15 protein-coding genes are annotated in these 16,147 nt (G+C 70.0%); 5 read left to right on the forward strand and 10 right to left on the reverse strand.

Annotated features, from left to right (window positions below):
* Nucleotides 1-2 precede the first annotated feature (2 nt).
* The 5 genes from N8I84_RS34925 to N8I84_RS34945 form a co-directional block, all read right to left on the reverse strand.
* Nucleotides 3-1,556, reverse strand: coding sequence for a Wzz/FepE/Etk N-terminal domain-containing protein (locus tag N8I84_RS34925; protein WP_263233468.1), 1,554 nt, complete (start codon nucleotides 1,554-1,556; stop codon nucleotides 3-5).
* The gene (locus N8I84_RS34930; RefSeq protein ID WP_263233469.1) at nucleotides 1,553-2,923 is read right to left on the reverse strand and encodes a Wzz/FepE/Etk N-terminal domain-containing protein; all 1,371 of its coding nucleotides are present in this window, start codon (nucleotides 2,921-2,923) and stop codon (nucleotides 1,553-1,555) included. Before N8I84_RS34930 ends, N8I84_RS34925 begins: the two co-directional genes overlap by 4 nt.
* Nucleotides 2,920-4,185 carry a glycosyltransferase family 4 protein gene (locus N8I84_RS34935; protein ID WP_263233470.1) on the reverse strand — a complete coding sequence of 422 codons (1,266 nt, stop codon included), beginning with the start codon at nucleotides 4,183-4,185 and terminating at the stop codon, nucleotides 2,920-2,922. The genes N8I84_RS34930 and N8I84_RS34935 overlap by 4 nt, the downstream gene beginning before the upstream one ends.
* A complete protein-coding gene (locus tag N8I84_RS34940; RefSeq protein WP_263233471.1) occupies nucleotides 4,175-5,491 on the reverse strand; it encodes a nucleotide sugar dehydrogenase in 1,317 nt (438 codons plus the stop codon). The genes N8I84_RS34935 and N8I84_RS34940 overlap by 11 nt, the downstream gene beginning before the upstream one ends.
* Nucleotides 5,492-5,561: 70 nt before the next feature.
* Nucleotides 5,562-7,040, reverse strand: a complete 1,479-nt coding sequence (locus tag N8I84_RS34945) for a sugar transferase (protein WP_263233472.1) — start codon at nucleotides 7,038-7,040, stop codon at nucleotides 5,562-5,564.
* Between the two features lie 460 nt (nucleotides 7,041-7,500).
* Here N8I84_RS34945 and N8I84_RS34950 point away from each other — a divergent pair, with 460 nt between their 5' ends.
* The 5 genes from N8I84_RS34950 to N8I84_RS34970 all read left to right on the forward strand — a co-directional run bounded on the left by N8I84_RS34950 (nucleotide 7,501) and on the right by N8I84_RS34970 (nucleotide 9,743).
* Nucleotides 7,501-7,677 (forward strand): hypothetical protein, encoded by a 177-nt coding sequence (locus N8I84_RS34950; RefSeq protein ID WP_263233473.1) that lies wholly within the window; start codon nucleotides 7,501-7,503, stop codon nucleotides 7,675-7,677.
* A gap of 243 nt (nucleotides 7,678-7,920) precedes the next feature.
* A complete protein-coding gene (locus tag N8I84_RS34955; RefSeq protein WP_263233474.1) occupies nucleotides 7,921-8,238 on the forward strand; it encodes a cation:dicarboxylate symporter family transporter in 318 nt (105 codons plus the stop codon).
* A gap of 8 nt (nucleotides 8,239-8,246) precedes the next feature.
* A complete protein-coding gene (locus N8I84_RS34960) occupies nucleotides 8,247-8,861 on the forward strand; it encodes a cation:dicarboxylate symporter family transporter (RefSeq protein WP_263233475.1) in 615 nt (204 codons plus the stop codon).
* A 4-nt stretch (nucleotides 8,862-8,865) separates the two neighbouring features.
* On the forward strand, nucleotides 8,866-9,015 hold the full coding sequence (locus N8I84_RS34965; protein WP_263233476.1) for a hypothetical protein: 150 nt from the start codon (nucleotides 8,866-8,868) through the stop codon (nucleotides 9,013-9,015).
* Nucleotides 9,012-9,743 carry an isocitrate/isopropylmalate family dehydrogenase gene (locus N8I84_RS34970; protein ID WP_263233477.1) on the forward strand — a complete coding sequence of 244 codons (732 nt, stop codon included), beginning with the start codon at nucleotides 9,012-9,014 and terminating at the stop codon, nucleotides 9,741-9,743. Before N8I84_RS34965 ends, N8I84_RS34970 begins: the two co-directional genes overlap by 4 nt.
* A gap of 161 nt (nucleotides 9,744-9,904) precedes the next feature.
* On the opposite strand, the gene exaC is transcribed toward N8I84_RS34970, so the two are convergent.
* The 5 genes from exaC to N8I84_RS34995 form a co-directional block, all read right to left on the reverse strand.
* Nucleotides 9,905-11,428 carry an acetaldehyde dehydrogenase ExaC gene (gene exaC / locus N8I84_RS34975; protein ID WP_263233478.1) on the reverse strand — a complete coding sequence of 508 codons (1,524 nt, stop codon included), beginning with the start codon at nucleotides 11,426-11,428 and terminating at the stop codon, nucleotides 9,905-9,907.
* A gap of 131 nt (nucleotides 11,429-11,559) precedes the next feature.
* Entirely contained in the window at nucleotides 11,560-12,837 is a 1,278-nt protein-coding gene (locus N8I84_RS34980; protein WP_263233479.1) for a GAF domain-containing protein, read from the reverse strand.
* Between the two features lie 115 nt (nucleotides 12,838-12,952).
* On the reverse strand, nucleotides 12,953-13,567 hold the full coding sequence (locus tag N8I84_RS34985) for an N-acetylmuramoyl-L-alanine amidase (protein ID WP_263233480.1): 615 nt from the start codon (nucleotides 13,565-13,567) through the stop codon (nucleotides 12,953-12,955).
* A 58-nt stretch (nucleotides 13,568-13,625) separates the two neighbouring features.
* The gene (locus tag N8I84_RS34990) at nucleotides 13,626-14,639 is read right to left on the reverse strand and encodes an acetamidase/formamidase family protein (RefSeq protein WP_263233481.1); all 1,014 of its coding nucleotides are present in this window, start codon (nucleotides 14,637-14,639) and stop codon (nucleotides 13,626-13,628) included.
* Nucleotides 14,636-16,120 (reverse strand): APC family permease, encoded by a 1,485-nt coding sequence (locus N8I84_RS34995; RefSeq protein WP_263233482.1) that lies wholly within the window; start codon nucleotides 16,118-16,120, stop codon nucleotides 14,636-14,638. Before N8I84_RS34995 ends, N8I84_RS34990 begins: the two co-directional genes overlap by 4 nt.
* Nucleotides 16,121-16,147: the final 27 nt, after the last annotated feature.

Genomic DNA, 16,147 nt, shown 5'->3' on the forward strand with positions numbered 1-16,147 from the left:
TCCTACCGCACCTCCTGCTCGCTGTCCGGGACCCGTGTCGCCCACATCGGCTGGCGCTCAGTCCGATGCCGGCCCTCTCCCACTGCCTTGACGGCGTGGGAGGTACCCCCACCGTTCTGCCGGGCCGTCCGGTCGTTCTGGCCGCGCAGAGCGGTGTGCAGCCCGTCCCACAGCGTGCCGTCGGTCCGGTCGCGCGGATCGGGGTCGATCAGCACCACACCGATCACCGTGATGCGCTGGTCGGCGAGCTGCCGCGCCACGGTGTGCAGCCATGCGGCGCTGCCGTGCCCGGCACGCACGACGAGCACGGTCCGAGTGCCGAGGAACTGGAGGTCGGTCCACGCCGTGCCGGGCGCCACCGAGCCGACGCCGAGCGGGCGCTCCTGATGCGACACGCTCGCGGCACGTTCCCCGCTCACCACGGTCGGGTCTCCTGACTTCGGGCGGCGGCCGGAGAGCTGCGAGCCGGGCAGACCGTCGATGACGACCACCGGCCCCTCCGTCGCCAGCGCCCGGGCGAGATCCAGTGCGATCACGCTCGCGCTGCGCGCACAGCCCAGTTCCAGCAGCGACACCGGTTCCGCGGAGTCGCGCACGGTGCGTGCCAGGGACCCGGTGAGGCGTTCGCGTGCCGTCCTGTTCCGTCGACGGCGCCACAGCCTGGGCGACCGCGCGGGGAGCTCCGCGATGACCGAGGCGCCGAGGTTCACCGCGATCTCCCGGCGCAGCACGGGCCGGTCCGCCACCACCGCGCCGACCGCGGCCACCGCGAGCCCGAGGACGAGTCCGAGTACGAGCCCGATCGCGGCGTCGGTGGCGGCGGCCTTGGGCAGGGAGTGTCGCACCGCGTGCGGGGCGTCCACGATCTGTGTGCCGGCGATGAGCTGGGGCGTGCCGACGCTCGCCTCCGCGGCGCGCTCGCCGAAATCGGTGATCTTCGAGGTGAGGTCGGCCCGGCGGGCGAAGAGCGACTCCAGATTCGCCGACGTCTTGGCCCCGCTCGTCGTCGATCCGTCTCCGATCGCCTTGTTGACCTGGGCGAGTTCGTCCCGCAGTCGGTCGCGCTGGTTGAGCAGGGCCTTGGCCTCGGCGTTCGAGGTTTCCCGAATCCGCCGCACATGGTCCGCGACGAACGCGTCGGCCAGCGCCTTGGCGCGGGCCTCCGCCTCCGCGTCGCTGGCACCCGTCACATTGATCTGCAGCAGATTGTTGGTCAGACCGACGCCGCTGTAGTCCCGCATGAAGGTCTCCGGTTTTTCCGGGGACTTGAGGGCCTTGAGCGCCGCGTCGGCGATCCGCGTGGTCTGCAGCAGCGCGACGTCGGTGCGGATCAGCGTTCCGGGGTCGTTCGGCTGGTCCTCCGCGTGCGCGACCAGCACCTTGGTCACCGCGCTCGGGGGCGGCGGCATCAGGATCGCCACCGCCGAGCCGATCAGCAGGCCCACCAGCGCCATGGCGCACCACAGGCGCCGGCGCCTGCGCACCGCCACCACCAGTGCCTGCAGGTCAAGGAGCGGGGCGGCGGCCGTCGACTCCGAAGTCGTGCTCGTCGTCACGCTGAACCTCCCGTTCCGTGGCCGGGCACCGCGAGCGTCAGGGTGGCGTCGTCGGGAAGCTGGCCGGCGGACCGCGTGGGGCGGGCCAGGACCATGCCGGCGACGACGATGCCGACGACCTCGTGCCTGCCGTCCGCACACGCCTCGGCGATGCCGGCGAGCTCCTCCGCGGTCCAGCTGCCCGCGCTGAGGACGACCAGGGCGCCGGACTCGGTGTCGCGGTCCGGCACTGTCGGCCGGTCCACCGAAACCTCGACCACGCGCAGCTGCAGACCGTTCTTGGCCTCGGCGACGAGTTGCCCCGCGGCCCGGCGGGCGATCTCGTCGCCGTCCGGTACGACGACCAGCAGCCGCTGGGCTCCCGGCAGTCGCTCCTTCAGGCGAGCGCACACCCGCCGGTAGCGGAGCCGACTGCCGGCCTGGTCAACGGACTGCTGTGGGACGGGTATGTCCCACCGTGCGTCGATGCCGAGGAGGCGGCGGATCCGGGCTCGCGGGCCCCCGTCCTCCGGCCGGTGCACCGGCTGTTCAGTGGGCACGTCGACGGTGCCGAGGAGGGTCGAGCCCAGCGCCGCGGCGATCTCCGGTTCGGTGCGCAGTCGGCGGTTCATCCGCGCCGCGACGAGATGGCCGATGAGCGCGAGCAGGAAGAACAGCACTGCTCCGCCGAGGACGAGCTGCAGCCTCGTGGGCGGCGCCTCGCCGGTCGGCCTGGGGGCCGGACCCATGACGACCATGCCCGCCTTGTTGTTCGCAGGGTCGGCCTCGTCCAGCTTCTGCATGGCCTCCTCGAGCGAGGTGCGCAGCTGCTCGAGCTCGGTGCGGGCCTGCACGCTCTCCACGGTCTGTCCCGGATCGGCCGCCTTGGCCAGGTCGGTGATGCGGCGGTTGGTCTCCGCCACCTTCTTCCGCAGCGCCTCGGTCCCCGAGGCCGCCTCGGTGTCGGTGCTGCCGCCCGCGACCCCTGCTGCGAAGGCGACGAACTGCCGGGCCACCTGGTCGGAGAGCTGCTGTGCGCGCTCCGGGGTGTCGGCCGTACCCGAGATCTTGATGATGTTCCCGTCGGCGGCCTTGGCGGTCACTCGATGCTCCAGCTCGGTGCCGCTGACGCCGGACCAGTGGAGAGCGGCGGCCGTGCGGTCGAGCACCGCCGAACTGGTGGCGATGTCCACCTGGGTGAGCAGCTCGCGCTCCTCCCACTGTCCCGGCAGCAGTACCGGTGCCGACGCGGTGTATCGCGCCGGGAACACCACCACGGAAGTGCCGTAGCCCACGAGTGCGCCCAGCACGGCGAGGACGGCGAGCAGTCGCCAACGCCGGCGTAGTATCCGCCCGATCGTGACTAGGCGGATCGTGTCTTCGTTCAACGCCGCTGCCTCTTCCTTGTGCGGATCGGGTCGTCCGCCGACTCCGGAGTTCGATCGCGGCTCGCTGCGGCGTAGGCGGCGAGGAGCGACGCTTGCGAGTTCCGCCAGGAAAGCTCCCCGCTGATCCGCTCCTGGCCGATCTCGCCCATCCGCGCCCGTTTCTCCGGATCGTCCAGCAACACCGTGATGTGCTTGGCGAATTCGGCCTCGTCGTTGGCGGGCGCGTAGACGGCGGCGTCACCGGCGGAGACCCGCGCCTCCTTCAGGTCGAACGAGACGATCGGCCGGCCCATCGCCATGTACTCCAGGACCTTGTTCATGGTCGACACGTCGTTGAGCGGATTGCGCGGGTCGGGGGAGAGGCACACGTCCGCGGTGGACAGGTAGCGCACCAGGTCGGCGTCCGGAATGCGCCCGGTGAACTGCACCTGCTCCGTGAGCCCGAGCCGCCGGGACAGCTCCACCATCGCGTCGAAGGCGTCGCCGGCTCCGACGAACACCGCGTGCCAGTCGGTCCGCCCGAACTCGTCGCGCAGCTTCGCGAGGGCGCGCAAGGCGTAGTCGACGCCGTCCTGCGGGCCCATGACACCGAGGTAGCACAGCAGATGAGGCTTGCCGCGCTTCAACTCCGGCTCGGGCGGCACCGGTTGGAACCGGTCGATCGCTGGTGCGCTGCGCACCACGAAGACGTCCTGCGGCCGCCGACCGCCACGGCGCACCGCGACGTCCCGGTAGCTCTCGTTCGTGGCGATCACGACGTCCGCGGCCCGGTAGGTCCACCGTTCCAGCGCGCACACGGCGCGGTAGAGCAGATCCTTGCCGCGGTCGAACCGGGAGAGGTACAGCTCGGGCACCAGGTCGTGCTGGTCGAAGACGAACCGCGCGCCGCGCCGCTTCAGCCACAGTGCCGGCAGGAACAGCAGGTCGGGCGGGTTGCAGGCGTGGACCACGTCGACCGGACCGACTTTGCGGGCCAGCCGGGCCGTGTGCCACAGCGCCGACCCGTACTCCCTCAGGTAGCCGGCCGGTCCTCCCGTGGCCGCGCGCAACGGGTAGCGGTGGATCCGCACCCCGTCGATCTCCGCCTCCGGCTCCGTGTCCCGCTTGCTCCCCTGGGGACAGATGACGTGCACCGTCCAGCCCGCGTCGCGCAGCGTCGTGCACTCCTGCCACACCCGCCGGTCGAACGGCACCGACAGGTTCTCCACCAGGATCAGCGCGCGCCGGTCCGACCCGCCGCCGCTGATTGCGTTACCAAGCAAGGCCCATGTATCCCGGTTCGGTCCGGCGCGCCTCGGCGTCGGGAAGGCGGATGAGGTCGACGATCACCGGGCCGTCCCCATGCGGCAGCGCCGCAAGGACGGCCGGGTCCCTGGTCCCGACCAGGCACACCTCGGCATGTTCGAGCACCTCGTCGACGGAGTCCGCGAGCAGCTGCGCGAGGTGCGGCAGCCGCATCTCGATGTACTCGCGGTTCGCGCCGAGCAGCCGGGAGAGGCTCACGTTGGCGTCGTGGATCCGCAGGTCGTACCCCTTGCCGTGAAGCCTCTCCGCCAGTTCGACGAGCGGGCTCTCGCGGAGGTCGTCGGTGCCGGGTTTGAAGGACAGCCCGAACAGGCCCACCCGGCGCTTGCCGGTGCGCTCGACCAGCTCCACCGCGCGTTGCAGATGGTCGGAGTTGGAGGGCAGTACGTGGGAGAGGATGGGCACCGAGACATCGGCCCGCTGCGCCGCGTGGACCAGGCTGCGCAGGTCCTTGGGCAGGCAGGAGCCGCCGAAGGCGAAGCCGGGCCGCAGATAGGCGGGGCTGATGTTCAGCTTGCGGTCGGCCAGGAACACGTCCATCACCTGGTGCGAGTCCACCCCGAGCGCCTGGCACACCGCGCCCAGCTCGTTCGCGAAGCCGATCTTGAGGCCGTGGAACGCGTTGTCCGCGTACTTGATCGCCTCGGCCGTCGGGACCGGCACCCGGAACACCTCACCGGGCAAGCCGTCGTACAGCGCCATCACCGCGTCACCGCTCGACGGGTCGAGCTCGCCGATGACGGTCTTGGGCGGGTCGAAGAAGTCCCGCACGCTCGTGCCCTCGCGCAGGAACTCCGGGTTGACCGCGACCCCGATGTCCACCCCGGCCGTGCCGCCGACGGTCTTCTCCAGGATCGGCACCAGCAGGTTCAGACACGTGCCCGGGAGCATGGTGCTGCGGAACACGACGGTGTGCCGCCCACCCCGCTCGGCCAGCGCGGCGCCGATCTGCTCGGTGACCCGCTCCAAGTACGTGGTGCACAGGCTGCCGTTGGGCTCCGACGGTGTGCCCACGCAGACCAGCGACACCTCGCTGTCCATGACCGCCTCGCGGACGTCGCCGGTTGCGCGCAGCGCCCCGGTCCGCACCACCTCGGCGATGAGCTCGCCGATCCGCTCCTCGACCACCGGGGCCTTGCCGTCGTTGACCAGGTCGACCTTCACCTGGTTCACGTCCACCCCGATGACCTCGTGGCCCATGCTGGCCAGGCACGCGGCCGACACGCAGCCCACGTAACCGAGCCCGAAAACGCTGACTCTCATGACGCGTCACTCCCCCCAGGCAGGCCCCCTCGGCCTGCGGTCCGCGCGCCGGTCGGACGACCCCCGCGCATCAGTAGGCCCCCTGCCCGTGAAGCACCGCACGCAGCGTCTTCCACAAGATCACTGTGTCCAGGGCGAGCGACCAGTCCTCCACGTACCGCAGGTCGAGGCGGACCGCCTCCTCCCACGGCAGATCGCTGCGTCCGCTGATCTGCCACAGGCCGGTGAGCCCGGGCTTGACCAGCAGCCGCCGCCGGATGTCCGGGTCGTACGCGGCACACTCCTCCGGTAGCGGAGGCCGCGGTCCGACGAGGGACATCGATCCGGTGAGCACGTTGAAGAGCTGCGGGAGCTCGTCGAGCGAGTACCGGCGCAGCACTGCTCCCACCCGGGTCACCCGCGGATCCCGGCGGACCTTGAACAGCAGGCCCGCGCCCTCGTTGCGGTCGGCCAGCTCCGCACGTGCCCCGTGAGCCCCTGCGACCATGGTGCGGAACTTGAGAATGGTGAACTCGCGGCCGTCCTTGCCGACCCTGCGCTGGCGGTAGAACACCCCACCCCGGCTGTCCACCGCCACGAGCAGCCCGACGAGCACCATCAGCGGCGCGAACAGCACCAGCAGGACCGCCGCGCCCACCCGGTCGACGACCGCTTTGATCGCCCGGCGGCCCCCGGTGAAGGTCGGCATACTGACCCGCAGCAGCGGGATCCCGAGCACCGCGTCGACGTGCAGCCGCGGGCCGGCCACCTCCATCAGCACGGGGGCCACGACCATTTCGGCGTCGCTGCCCTCGAGGTTCCAGGCCAGCCGCTGGAGCCGGTCCGGTGTCCAGTGCGGGTCCGGTGTGACCGCGACGACGCGGTAGCCGTCGTGGCGGACGTGCTTGGCGACGTCCGCCAGTTGACCGACGACCGGCACCCCGTCCAGTTCGTCACCGTCGAGCCCGCGACCGTCCGTCGTGCAGACCGCCTCCACCCGCCAGCCGATGTGCGGGAACTTGCGGGTTCTGGTGATCAGGTCGCGCACGGTGGCCGGGCTCCCGGCAGCGAGCACCGGTCTCAGGCACCGGCCTTCCTTGCGCTGTTTGTGCAGCCAGAGGCGCAGCAGATACCGCGCGGTCATCGTGACGAGCGCGATCGCGGGTATCGCGACGAAGATCCAGAGTTTGATGTTGCGCGAGGTCAGGGCTATCCCGCCGAGCGCCAGTACGACGGTCGCCGCGAACAGTGAGCGTCCGAGTCTTCGGAATTCCTCGGCGCCCTGGCCGAGCACGGCCGGAGCCCAGGCCCGGCCCACCGCCAGCGCTCCCAGCACCAGCAGCTCGGTGCCGAATGCGAGAATTCCCCACTTCTCGTGCCAGTTGGCCGCGTCCCGGGCCCCGAAAAAGTTGCCGATCGCCGCCACCACGAAGGCGGTGGTCACGCTATCGCTGGTGACCACGGCACGTCTGTACCGCTGCTCCCAGGCAATCGCGGGCTGGCTGATTGCCCCGTTCGCCAGACGCCCGCGCGCCGACGGAAACGGGCTGACAAGTCCCCCTTGCCGCACAGAACCCCCCAGGTCCCCAGTGGTTCGACGTGTTCGCCCAACACTGTTGCTCCCCCACGGGAGGCCCCCGCCTCCCGCGCCGTGCTGTTCCTCCCCTCGGGAGGCCCCCGCCCCCCGCCCACATCCCGGCTATTTCAGAGCTACTTGAACAACCCCCCTGGCGGCAGCAGACTCGCCCGCCAGACTCTCGAGGCGCACGGGAACCCGCCGAAACCTCGGGCGCTCCCCGCGCCCAAGGCCCCCTCTCGGGCTCCAGATGTTGATCACCCCACGTCCGGCGCCGGGGACGCGACTGCTGGCTTTCCTTAGCGCCGGACCCATGGATCATCGATGGTTCGCCTCATGTCCGAACAGCTGAAGCACGGTCAATCTAGACCATGGCGGCCGGTATGAAGAGAGGATGTGTGTAATTTGTGTTCAAGCTTTGAGGCTTGATCCACCGATCGATTACCGCCTAGGGGTGCTTCGCCGCGCTGCGCGCTCCAGCAGGTCGCCCGGTCCCGGGCACGGCTTCTGCGCGGTAACGATCGACGAGCTGCAACAGGCCCTCCACGGCGCCCAGTTCGGCAACGACTTCCCGCTGTTCGTGCCCTACGGCGCGCCTGGCCGGGGCTGGAAGGCTCGAAAACAGGTCTGACAGTCTTCTTTTTCACGCACCCCGATCGCGCCGCTACCGACACCGAGGACGACGGAATTCACGCCACCCGCCGGCCCTCGCTCCGGAGGGACGCACCGGTGCAGATGCGCCAGGAAAGATAGGCAGCGCCTATACAGGGCATCGATTTTTGGTCGTGGACCCCCTGAGCTGCGGCCCGGTTCACTGTGGCGAAAGCTGGCGCGTACCGATCGGGCTCGGTGGCGCGCGATCAGGGAGGCTGTAATGACGCATACCCCAGGCGGCGGACGAGCCGAGCAAGCTGCGCGTATCGCGGCGACGCCGTGGTACCGGCAGTTGTACGTCCAGGTGCCGGTGGCGATCGTGATCGGCATCGTGCTGGGCTGGCGATGGCCGGATCTCGCCACGGACATGGAGCCGATCGGCACCACGTTCATCACCGCGATGAAGATGCTGATCGGTCCGATCGTCTTCCTGACGATCATCGGCGGCATCGCCGGTGTCGCGGACCTGAAGAAGGTCGGCCGCACCGGCGTCAAGGCGCTCGCCTACTTCCGGTCGGCACGCTCGTCGCCCTGCTGACCGGATTGGTGGCCGTCAACCTCTTCCGCCTCGGCGACGGCGTGCACGCCGACCCGGCGACGCTCAAGACGTCGGGCGTCGCGAGCCAGTACATATCCCAGGGAGAGCACCAGCACTGGTGGGAGTTCCTCACGGGCATCGTGCCGAACAGTTTCTTCGACCCGTTCGTCGAGGGGAACATCCTCCAGGTCATCTTTCTGGCCGTGACCTTCGGCATCGCGATCAAGATGGTCGGGAAGACCGGCGAGCCGATCACCGTCGCCGTCGGGCGTCTGACCGAGGTCGTCTTCAAGGTCCTGTCCTTCATCATGAAGGCCGCGCCGCTGGGCGCCTTCGGCGCGATGTCGTACGCCATCGGCAAGTTCGGCCTGTCCACGCTGACCAGCCTCGGCTCGCTGATCGTCCTCTTCTACGTCACCTCCGCGCTGTTCGTGGTGGTGGTGCTCGGCGGGGTGCTCGCCCTGTACGTGCGGCTGAACATCTTCCAGCTCTTCCGCTACTTCAAGGAGGAGTTCTGGCTGATCCTCGGCACGTCCACGGCCGAGCCCGCGCTGCCGGGACTGATGCACAAGCTGCAGTTCATGGGCGTCGGAGTGCCGGGCGCTGGTCAACTTCTTCGGTAATGCCGTGGCCACTCTCACCGTGGCCAAGTGGGAGAACGGCCTGGACCTGGAGCGGGCCCGCGCGGTGCCGGCCGGGAAGGCGGGCGAGCCGCCGCTGACGACCAAGGACGAGGCCGAGGACAGGACCGAAGACGAGGCGGCCGAGGTGACGTGAAGGGGGCGACGGTGGACGACGTGCGGCAACTGGACGACGCGCACGCCGGTTTCGTACGGGAGTCGGCGGCGGGTGTCACGGATGCGGCGCCCCTTGCCGGAGTCCCGGGTGCCGGGTCGGTCGGCGGGCTCGGATACGCCGGAATGCTGCTGGGCTGCGAACGCATCATGCGTTTCGCCTTCGACCTTGCCCGCACCCGGGCGCACAAGAAGGTCTCGTCGGTCACCAAGAGCAACGCGCAGCAGTACGGCATGGTCTTGTGGGACGACGTCTTCAAGCGGGTCGCCGCCGACTACCCGGACGTGGAGACCGAGAGCGTCCTGGTCGACGCCATGTCCGCGAAGTTCGTCCTGAAGCCCGAAGACCTCTCGGTGGTCGTCGCCTCCAACCTCAACGCCGACATCCTTTCCGACCTCGGCAGCGCGCTCGCCGGCAGCCTGGGCCTGGCCGCCAGCGCCAACCTCAACCCCGAGCGCCGCTTCCCGAGCATGTTCGAGCCGGTCCACGGCTCCGCGCCGGACATAGCGGGTCAGGGCCTGGCCAACCCGATCGGCGCGGTCGGCAGCGCGGCCCTGATGCTGGAGCACTTCGGCCTGCCCGACCATGCGGCCCGCCTCCACAAGGCCATCGAGACGACCACCGCCGCCGGCATCCTCACCCGCGACGTCGGCGGCACCGCCTCCACCGAGGACGTCACCAAGGCCCTCATCGACGCCTTGAACGCCTGATCACGTGGCCAGGCGACGCCGTCGTTCTCGATCTTGACGTCGTGTGTGTCATGGATTGTCGGGGCGCGCGGTTCTCATCGGCCGTCTTTGTTGCTTGGACCTTGACCGAGAAGGGTGCCTGACGGGGAGTCTCGCCAGGTCAGGCACCCTTGCGCGTGAGCCTAGAAGAAGCCCAGTTTGCGTGGCGAGTACGAGACCAGCAGGTTCTTCGTCTGCTGGTAGTGCTCCAGCATCATCTTGTGGGTCTCACGGCCGATGCCCGAGCCCTTGTAGCCGCCGAACGCCGCGTGCGCCGGGTACGCGTGATAGCAGTTCGTCCAGACACGGCCCGCCTGGATGGCGCGGCCCGCGCGGTACGCGGTGTTGATGTCCCGCGTCCACACGCCCGCCCCGAGCCCGTACAGCGTGTCGTTGGCGATCTTGATCGCGTCGTCGAAGTCGTGGAACGACGTCACCGACACCACCGGCCCGAAGATCTCCTCCTGGAAGATCCGCATCCGGTTGTCGCCCTCGAAGATCGTCGGTTGGACGTAGTACCCGCCCTTCAACTCACCGTCGTACTCGACGCGTTCTCCGCCCGTGAGGACCTTCGCGCCCTCCTGCCGGCCGATGTCCAGGTAGGAGAGGATCTTCTCCAGCTGGTCGTTCGACGCCTGGGCGCCGATCATCGTGTCGGTGTCCAGCGGATGCCCGGCCCTGATCTTCTCCGTGCGGGCGACCGCCGCCTCCATGAACTCGGCGTAGTTGCCCCGCTGCACCAGCGCCCGTGAGGGGCAGGTGCACACCTCGCCCTGGTTGAGCGCGAACATCGTGAAGCCTTCCAGCGCCTTGTCGCGGAAGTCGTCGTTCGCCGACCAGACGTCGTCGAAGAAGATGTTCGGGGACTTCCCGCCGAGTTCCAGCGTCACCGGGGTGATGTTCTCGGAGGCATACTGCATGATCAGCCGCCCGGTCGTGGTCTCACCGGTGAACGCGACCTTCGCCACGCGTGGGCTCGACGCCAGAGGTTTGCCCGCCTCGACACCGAAGCCGTTGACGATGTTCACCACGCCCGGCGGCAGCAGATCGGCGACCAAGCTCAGCCAGTAGTGGATGGACGCCGGGGTCTGCTCGGCCGGCTTCAGCACGACGGCGTTGCCCGCGGCGAGCGCCGGCGCGAGCTTCCAAGTCGCCATCAGGATGGGGAAGTTCCACGGGATGATCTGCGCCACCACGCCGAGCGGCTCGTGGAAGTGGTATGCCACCGTGTCGTCGTCGAGCTCGCCCAGCGAACCCTCCTGAGCGCGCAGCGCGCCCGCGAAATAGCGGAAGTGGTCGATGGCGAGCGGAATGTCCGCGGCCAGGGTCTCCCGGACGGGCTTGCCGTTCTCCCAGCTCTCGGCCACCGCCAACTGCTCCAGGTTGGCCTCCATCCGGTCGGCGATCTTCCGGAGGATGTCGGAGCGCTCGGTCGCCGACGTACGGCCCCAGGCGGGCGCGGCGGCGTGCGCCGCGTCCAGCGCGCGCTCCACGTCCTCGGCGGTGCCCCGCGCGATCTCCGTGAACGGCTGCCCGTTGACCGGAGTCGGATTTTCGAAGTACTGGCCACGCGCCGGCGGCACGTACTCTCCGCCGATGAAGTGGTCGTAACGCGCCTGGTAGGAGACGATCGCGCCCTCGGTGCCGGGCGCTGCGTAACGGGTCATTGCGGCTCTGCCTCCTGGGAAGGCGCTGCCCGCCGTTGGGCAGCTCTCGACGCCGAGGCTAGGAAGGAGGACGTTGCGAGGACGTTGCGTGCTGGGGCTCACGGACGGACGCCGGTCTTCGTCTCCCGGCGTCAGTGAGGTCCGGGACGCTCCCATCCCGCTGGTGCCGCCAGCTCCGCCTCCAGGTCCTCGAGGCGTGCCCTTACCGCCGCAGTCGGCCGTACCGCCGCGAGTGCCCGCCAGACGTCGAGGTCGTCCTCGCCCCACGGCGCGTGCACCCAGTCGGCCAGCAGGTCGGGGTCGCGGCGGGCGATCAGCGCCGTCCGTAGCCCGTCGGCGAGCCTGCGCCGCAACCGCGCCACCGCGGGCGCCTGCGAACCGGGCAGCAACGGGCCCCGGTACGCGGCCGCCGCCTCCGCCACCGCCCCCGAGTCCAGCCGACGCTCCACGACGCTGACATCCGACTCCACCGCGGCCGTGAGCCGGTACGGGCGCGACGCCAGCAGAGCGGGGCCGAGGATCCGGCGCAGCCGGGCCAGCTCGGCGCGCAGCGTCACCGGCGTCACCGACTCGTCCTCGTACAGCGCGCACAGCAGTTCGCCCCCGGTCAGTCCCTCCGGGTGCCGGGCCAGCAGTACCAGGATCTCGCTGTGCCGGCGGCTGAGCCGGACCCTTCGGCCGTCGACGACGAGCCGCGCCTCGTCACGGCCGAGTGCCGTCAGCCGCAGTGTGTCCGCCGCGTCCTCGACCGGCGCCAGGAGCGCCAGCTGGGACTCGGCGGCCCGCGCCACCGCCTGCACGAACCCCAGGCTGTGCGGATGCGCGAGCCGGTTCCCGCCTGTGATGTCCAGTGCGCCGAGCACCCGCCCGGTGCGCGGATCGTGCACCGGCGCCGCCGCGCACGTCCACGGCTGGACCCGCCGGACGAAGTGCTCGGCGGCGAACACCTGCACCGGCCGGTCGACCGCGACGGCCGTCCCCGGCGCGTTCGTCCCGACCGCGGACTCCGCCCAGCGGGCCCCCGGCACGAAGTTCATGCTGTCCGCCCGCCGTCGTGTCGCCGGATGTCCCTCGACCCACAACAGCCTGCCCTGCGCGTCGCAGACCGCCAGTAGATGTTCGCCGTCCGCCGCGAACGGGCCCATCAGTTCACGCACCAGTGGCATCACCCGAGCGAGCGGATGCTCGGCCCGGTACGAGCCGAGGTCGCCGTCCGTCAGCTCCACCGGCGCCGTACCCTCCGGTCCGACGCCCGCCAGCGCCGAACGCCGCCACGAGTCGGCCACCACGGGACGGACCCGTCGTGCCACCGTCCCCACCGCCGTGAACGTCTCGTGCGCGCGACGCAGCTCCCGTACCCGTTCTACGGGATCGGCCCCTGGCTCCAGGGCCACCCACGGCTCGGTCAACTCGGCCTCCCGGGAACGGCGGTGCGATGGGTGACATCGTCACTCCGGGGTCGGCCGCCGACAACCGTTTCGACCGCCATCGACCCGAACGGGACGGGCGGTTCGCGCGCTGGCGTCAAGAGACGTTGACCAGCCTCATGTAGCGCGTCCAGTCCCAGTTCGGTCCGGGGTCGGTGTGGTCGGTGCCCGGGACCTCGTAGTGGCCGATGATGTGCGCCCGGTCCTTCGGGATGCCGTGTCGGGCGCAGATCGCCGCCGTGAGTCGGGCCGACTCCGCGTACAGGGCGTCCGTGAAATATCCGGGACGGTCCACCCACCCTTCGTGCTCGATGCCGATGCTCCGTGTGTTGTAGTCCCAGTTGCCCGCGTGCCACGCGATGTCGTGCTCGCGGACGCACTGCGCGACGTGCCCGTCCGCCGACCGGACGACATAGTGCGCGGACACGTTCTTCCGCGGGTTCTGGAAGATGCCCAGGGTGCTCGTGTACGTCGCCTGCGTCACGTGGATGACGACGAGGTCGAGCGGATAACTGAAGGGCCGGTCGGACGGCGTGTAGTTGCGGGGGTCCGCCGACATCCAGTCCGCGAAGGGATGGTCGACGGTCCGGGGCCGGGCCTGGGCCGGTGCGGAGGGAAGCAGCGTGTAGGGAACCGCTGCGAGGGCCGCGCCCTGCAGTAACCGGCGCCTGCTGGTGAGGGGTCTTGCCCGCTCCTGCTCGGTTCGTTTCATTGGACGGAGTGCCTTCCGCGCCTGACTTTCGAAGAAGTGCCGATTTGTCCTGGTCTGCTCAACGCCCCAGCGCGGCCGCCGTTTCGCGCATGCGGGCATGAATTCCTCGGTGCGTCTCGCGCGCCGGCAGCCATTCCTTGCGGAGCTTGGCCACGCACGTGTAGTTGGTGTCGCAGACGTTCGCCAGCGGAGACTCGACCGTCTGGGTGGCGAACTGGTAGGCGTCCAGCTCGCTGAACCCGTAGTCGCGCACCAGCCACTGCACCAGGTCGAGCTGGGATATCCGGAACGCGTCCTCCAGCGGGCGTGCCGAGCCCGTCGAGATGATGTGCGTGTCGGTCTCGATGCGCGGCCAGGGTGTGGCGACGCCCTTGAGCAGCTCGACGATCACCACGGTGTTCATCGCGCACTCGACGGCCACTCCGCAGGTCTCACCCTCTCCCTGCCGGGCATGCCCGTCGCCCAGGCTGAGCAACCCGCCCTCGACGTTCACCCCCAGGTAACAGGTGGCGCCCGCCCGCATCTCAGGGGTGTCCATGTTCCCGCCGTGCGCGTCCGGCACCAGCGCGGAGCGCACCTCCAGGTTGGCCGGTGCCACGCCCACGGTGCCGTGCATGGGGTCCATCGGCAGCTCGATACGGATGTCGCTGTCCCGCGCGGTGAACAGGGCGGTGCGGCGCTCCCGGTCCAGTTGCCAGATCCACACGGCCTCCGGCAGTGGCGGCTGCAGCGTCGCGGTGGTGTGCGTCGAGGTGAGCGCGCCGAACAGGGGCACCGTCGTCGAGGCCGCCCAGTCCCGGGCCGGTTCGATCGACACGAAGTGGACCGCGAGGGTGTCGCCCGGCTCGGCGCCCTCCACGTGGAACGGACCGGTCTGCGGATTCAGATACGGGAACTCGCACACCTCCGACACCAGGTCCTTCTCGGACTGGACCCGTCCGGCGAAACAGTCCTCCGTGTAGAGGTCGAGGACCGTGCCCGGCACGATCCGTGCGACGGGTGGTGCGCCGCCGAAGGTCCAGGCGTATTCGTCTGGCGTGGGTCGCACGGTCAGGATTCGGGGATCGCTCATGGCTGTACGGCTCCGTTCGGCAGAGGGTCGGGTGTGGGGGAGTCGTCCAGATGGACGCGGGCGGTCTCAGCTATCCGTCCGGGGTGGCGCCGCAGCAGGACCAGCAGCACCACGACCCCGGCGGCCATCCAGACCCCGACGACGGGACCGGCGTACGACACCGGAGCGGTCAGCTTGGACACGAAGTGGAACACCGGCAGGCCCGCCGCGGTCAGCAGGGCGGGTACGAAGGCGGCGACGCCAAGCAGCGGGAACAGCAGGTGCCGCACCGGGCTGAACGACTCACGCTCGCGGCGCAGGAAGTAGCCCGCGCATGCCAGGTTGACCACGATGTACACACCGATGACGACCGTCACGATGATGGTGGCCAGTAGAAGGAACGCCGTGACCGGGTCGTAGGCGAGGCCGAGCCCCAGCATGACCGCCACGGCCACCGCGCTCTGCACGGCGACACCGGCGGCGGGAGAGTGGTACCGGGGGTGCAGGCGCGCGAAGAGCGGCGGGAACACCCTGATCCGCGCCAGCGCGAAAGCCGTACGCGTCGAGACGTTGGCGCACGCGTTGGCGTTGGCGACCGTCGAGTTGACGACTGCCAGGAACACCAGCACCCAGAAGAGCCCGAAGGAGGCCCGGGCCACACCTTCCCAGGACGCCGCTCCCGACGCGCCGAAGCCGGCGAAGCGGTCGGGGCCGACGAACACGGCCATCGCGTAGGTCGTGACCACGTAGAAGAGTCCGATCGCGAGCGCCGCTCCGAGGACGGCGCGGTGCATCGTCCGTCGCGGATCCTTCGTCTCCTCCGCCAGCGGTGCAGCCGCCTCGAATCCGGCGAAGGCGAGCACCGTGTAGACCGATCCGGCGAACACGCCGCTCACTCCCTCGTACCCCTTCGCCGTGTGGGAGGTCCCGAACACCGACAGCGTGTTGTGCCCACCCGCTCTGACGATCAGCCAGACGGCGAAGACCAGGAAGACCAGCACTTCGAAGACGCCGAGGACGGTGCCGAACCGGGCCGATGCGCGCACGCCGAGGTAACCCGTCACCCCGATGATCAGCGCACCGGCGAGTGCCCACGGCCACCACAGATCGTCCGGGTAGGCGGACCATTCCTGGTGGAGCGTGCCCGCCGTCGTGAAGCCGAGCTGCAGGAGCAGGAGCGGCGGCACCAGCGCCTCCACGAACACATAGCCCCAGCCGACGAGGAAGCCGACGGCCGGATGCAGCCCCTGCGCCGCATAGGTCGCCACTGAGCCGGCGGCAGGCAGCCGCCGCGCCAGCTCGGCCACGCACGACGCGGTGAACAGGCAGGCCACCAGGGCGACGAGCACCGACAACGGCAGGCTGCCGCCCGCGAAGGCCGCGCCGGAGGGAATGGACGCCGCGACCGCTGCCGCCGGCGCCATCGCCGTGATGCTCTGGAACAGGACCTCGCGCAGGCCGATCGCCTCACGCCTCAGGCCGAAAGCCGTGTCCCCCGCCATGTGAACCCCCCGATTCTGCTCCCGCGC

Source organism: Streptomyces cynarae (assembly GCF_025642135.1).
GTDB classification, from domain to species: Bacteria; Actinomycetota; Actinomycetes; order Streptomycetales; family Streptomycetaceae; genus Streptomyces; species Streptomyces cynarae.

Excerpts from the sequence above, each read along its gene's own strand:
- N8I84_RS34940 (WP_263233471.1), bottom strand. The coding sequence starts at position 5,491 with ATGAGAGTCAGCGTTTTCGGGCTCGGTTACGTGGGCTGCGTGTCGGCC.
- N8I84_RS34955 (WP_263233474.1), top strand. The coding sequence starts at position 7,921 with ATGACGCATACCCCAGGCGGCGGACGAGCCGAGCAAGCTGCGCGTATC.
- exaC (WP_263233478.1), bottom strand. The coding sequence starts at position 11,428 with ATGACCCGTTACGCAGCGCCCGGCACCGAGGGCGCGATCGTCTCCTAC.
- N8I84_RS34985 (WP_263233480.1), bottom strand. The coding sequence starts at position 13,567 with ATGAAACGAACCGAGCAGGAGCGGGCAAGACCCCTCACCAGCAGGCGC.
- N8I84_RS34990 (WP_263233481.1), bottom strand. The coding sequence starts at position 14,639 with ATGAGCGATCCCCGAATCCTGACCGTGCGACCCACGCCAGACGAATAC.
- N8I84_RS34995 (WP_263233482.1), bottom strand. The coding sequence starts at position 16,120 with ATGGCGGGGGACACGGCTTTCGGCCTGAGGCGTGAGGCGATCGGCCTG.